The sequence below is a fragment of the Robiginitalea sp. genome (assembly GCF_049588695.1).
Taxonomy (GTDB): Bacteria; Bacteroidota; Bacteroidia; order Flavobacteriales; family Flavobacteriaceae; genus Robiginitalea.
On the sequence record NZ_JBAVZJ010000533.1, the window covers coordinates 1 to 3,583 of the forward strand.

Consider the following 3,583-nt stretch of genomic DNA (forward strand, 5'->3'; position numbering starts at 1 on the left):
GAGCCGCCTCTATTGTACTGTTTTATTTATTACAAGGGTTATGAAAGAAAAAATTCACAATTTCCTGGAATCAGATTTACTGGAAAAATACCTGCTCGGAGAGACTACTCTTGAAGAAAAGCACCAGGTAGAACGCTATATCGCGATGTATCCCGAAATTCGGGAGGCTTACAGGGAACTGGAGGACAATTTGGAGACCTTCGCACGGCTTTACGCCCGGAAGGCGCCTGAGGGGCTCAAAAACCGGATTACTTTAAGTATCCGAAACCAACAGACCGGCCGCAAACGGTTTATACGTTATGCTGTCGCTGCGAGTATCGCAACCCTCTTCTTTGCCGCTTCCTCCGTTTTCTTCTGGAACCAGAACCAGCACCTGCAGCAGGAAAACGCCATGGTTACAGATCAAATCCGCGTTCTGGAAGCCGATATGAAAGAACAGCTGGAAGATGTACGGAACCAGTTTATCGTCCTCAACAACCCGGGAACGCGCAAATATATGGTCAGTGGCAATAAAAAAGCCCGGGATCTCAAGGCGATTGCCTATGTAAACCCCATAAAGAAATTATCCTATATCAACGTTCGGAACTTACCCCAACTCCCTGAAGATCAGTGTTATCAAATGTGGGCTGAGGTCAATGGTTCCATGGTGAATCTCGGCATTCTCAAGGACATTGATGATAAGGATAAACTGATGGCGCTTCCCTATGGTGAGAAAGCCCTGGGATACATTACAATCGAGCCAAAAGGAGGTAACAATACACCCTCCGTCCAGAATATTGTCGCGAATATCAAGTACTGATTTCGAGACTGTACAAATTGAAAAGCCTCTTTTTTAAGGGGCTTTTTTGTATCTTCGCTTAAAATTTACCGGATGAAACTCGTTTTACTTACCATTGGATTATTAGGCCTCGCCTTTGCCGGCATCACCATAAAGATCTGGTCCAAAAAGAACGGTAAATTCGCCGGTACCTGTGCCAGCCAGAGCCCTTTCCTCAATCAGGAAGGAGAAGCCTGTGGGATGTGCGGCAAGCTGCCCTCCGAGCAGGATTGCAAACAGGAATTACAGGCCTGATGCCCCGAAAGCATACCTCTTCATCTCTTACTTAAAATTCGGCTATTGCCTCCGGAAGAAGATATCATACTAGAGACTATTGCCAAAGCCCGTGTTGGGGATCAAAAGGCTTTTAGTCAATTGCTCGATCGGTTTTGGACTGAAGTTTATGGGTTTCAACTTAAAAGAACCCAAAACGAAAATGACGCAGAAGACATTTCCATTCAAACTTTTGCAAGGGCATTTGACAAACTCGATACCTACGACACCCGGTATGCCTTTGGGACCTGGTTGATAGCGATCTCCAAAAACCTGCATGTGGATTTACTGCGCAAGCGCAAGCGCAATGTGCTGGAGCACCGCGGAAATCACTCCGGGGATGCCATGACCAAAGTTCTGGATGAAAGCCCAAGCGCAGAAGACCAGTTGATCATCGACCAGAATCTTAAAACCCTCCTGCAGAATATCAGAAAACTCAAACCCGCCTACCGCGAGGTCATCGAACTCCGGTATTTCCAGGAAATGAGTTATGCAGAAATTGCCGAAGCCCTCGACGAACCCCTGGGTAATATTAAGATCAAACTCCTCAGGGCAAAAAAATTACTGGCCACCCTGATTTCCCAGAGCAGAAGAAACGGGTAAGAGCGTCACAAAACCTGCGGAAATGGCAGGGGCCCCGCCTGGACATTCAACCCTTTTTTTGTTTGTATATTTGCTAAAAATTGAGCTATGAGTGCAACGGCGACAGAGACAGCAAGTCCTCCAAAAGGCAAGCCGAAATGGCTTCGGGTAAAACTGCCCACGGGAAAGAAATACACCCAGCTGAGAAACCTGGTAGACACTTACAACCTTCATACCATCTGTACCTCCGGAAGCTGTCCGAATATGGGCGAATGCTGGGGCGAAGGCACTGCCACTTTTATGATCCTGGGTAATATATGCACCCGTTCCTGTGGTTTTTGCGGGGTTAAAACCGGCCGGCCGGAAGAACTGGATTGGGCGGAGCCGGAAAAAGTGGCCCGTTCTATAAAAATAATGGGGATCAGGCACGCAGTGGTCACTTCTGTGGACCGGGACGACCTGAAAGACATGGGCTCTATACTTTGGGCAGAAACCGTCAGGGCCATTCGCAGGATGAATCCGGAGACCACGCTGGAAACCCTTATTCCTGATTTTCAGGGAGTGGAAAGACACCTGGACCGGATTCTGGAGGTTAGCCCTGAGGTGATTTCCCACAATATGGAAACTGTCCGCCGATTGACGCGGGAGGTACGTATACAGGCAAAATACGACCGTAGCCTGGGCGTCTTGAAGTATCTTAAAGAATCGGGTGCCCGAAGAACAAAATCCGGGATTATGCTGGGACTCGGGGAAACCCGGGAAGAAGTTCTCCAGACCCTTGACGATTTACGGGGTGCAGGAGTGGATATTGTCACTATCGGACAATACCTCCAACCCTCCAAAAAACACCTGCCTGTTAAACGATTTGTCACCCCTGAGGAATTTGAGGAGTACCGTGAGGTTGGGTTGGAAATGGGTTTCCGCCATGTGGAGAGCGGTGCGTTGGTGCGCTCTTCCTACAAAGCCCACAAACACATAGATTAAGGGGGCACAGACGCTGTCCTGCTCAAGGAAAATGAAAAGCATCACCCTGGGAATTAACGGATTCGGGCGTATCGGTCGTACGCTTTTCAGACTGCTCCGCGAGGAACCCCATATACACGTGGGGGCCATCAATGATGTCGCCGACATCCATACGCTTGCGCACCTGCTGAAGTACGACAGTATTCACGGAATATTTCCCGATGCGGTATCTGTGGAAGGGAATAACCTGATTACACCCAAAGGCGCAACCCGTTTTTCCCATGGAGAAGATACCGGAAACATTCCCTGGGCACATGCCGGAGTTGATCTGGTCATTGAAGCCACGGGCAGGTTCAAGACCCGGCAGAGCCTTATGGGGCATCTTAAGGCCGGAGCCCCAAAAGTCATGCTTACAGCCCCCCCGCCTGAGGAAGATATCCCCATGGTGGTTTATGGCATCAATCACGAAACCCTGGGCATTCAGGATCTGATTTTCAGTAATGCATCGTGCACCACGCACAATGCCGCCCCTATGATTGAAATTCTCGATAAACTCTGCGGCATCCAACAGGCCTATATCACAACTGTACACTCCTATACTTCCGACCAAAGCCTGCACGATCGTCCACATCGGGACCTGAGAAGGGCCCGCGCAGCCGGACAATCCATAGTCCCTACCACAACCGGGGCCGCCAAGGCACTCACCCGAATATTCCCACATCTGGCTACGGCAATAGGGGGTTGCGGTATACGGGTACCCGTTCCAAATGGTTCCCTTACCGACATTACGGCAAACGTCCTTAAACCCACTAGTATTGAGGAAATTAATGCTACTTTTAGAGCGTTTTCCCAAAACGAATTCAAGGAAGTGCTGCAGTACACCGAAGATCCGATCGTTTCCATCGATATTAACAATAGTTGCTATTCCTGTACGTTTGATTCTCAAAT

5 protein-coding genes are annotated in these 3,583 nt (G+C 49.0%); all 5 read left to right on the top strand.

Annotated features, from left to right (window positions below):
- Positions 1 to 799: anti-sigma factor (locus WBV75_RS12350; RefSeq protein ID WP_424120893.1), on the top strand; the 799-nt coding region annotated here is incomplete at its 5' end.
- 72 nt (positions 800 to 871) lie between these two features.
- Positions 872 to 1,072: a membrane or secreted protein gene (locus WBV75_RS12355; protein ID WP_424120894.1), complete on the top strand. Its 201-nt coding sequence runs from the start codon at positions 872 to 874 to the stop codon at positions 1,070 to 1,072.
- 45 nt (positions 1,073 to 1,117) lie between these two features.
- Entirely contained in the window at positions 1,118 to 1,693 is a 576-nt protein-coding gene (locus tag WBV75_RS12360; protein ID WP_424120895.1) for an RNA polymerase sigma factor, read from the top strand.
- A gap of 87 nt (positions 1,694 to 1,780) precedes the next feature.
- A complete protein-coding gene (gene lipA / locus WBV75_RS12365; RefSeq protein ID WP_424120896.1) occupies positions 1,781 to 2,656 on the top strand; it encodes a lipoyl synthase in 876 nt (291 codons plus the stop codon).
- 31 nt (positions 2,657 to 2,687) lie between these two features.
- Positions 2,688 to 3,583: type I glyceraldehyde-3-phosphate dehydrogenase (locus tag WBV75_RS12370; protein WP_424120897.1), on the top strand; the 896-nt coding region annotated here is incomplete at its 3' end.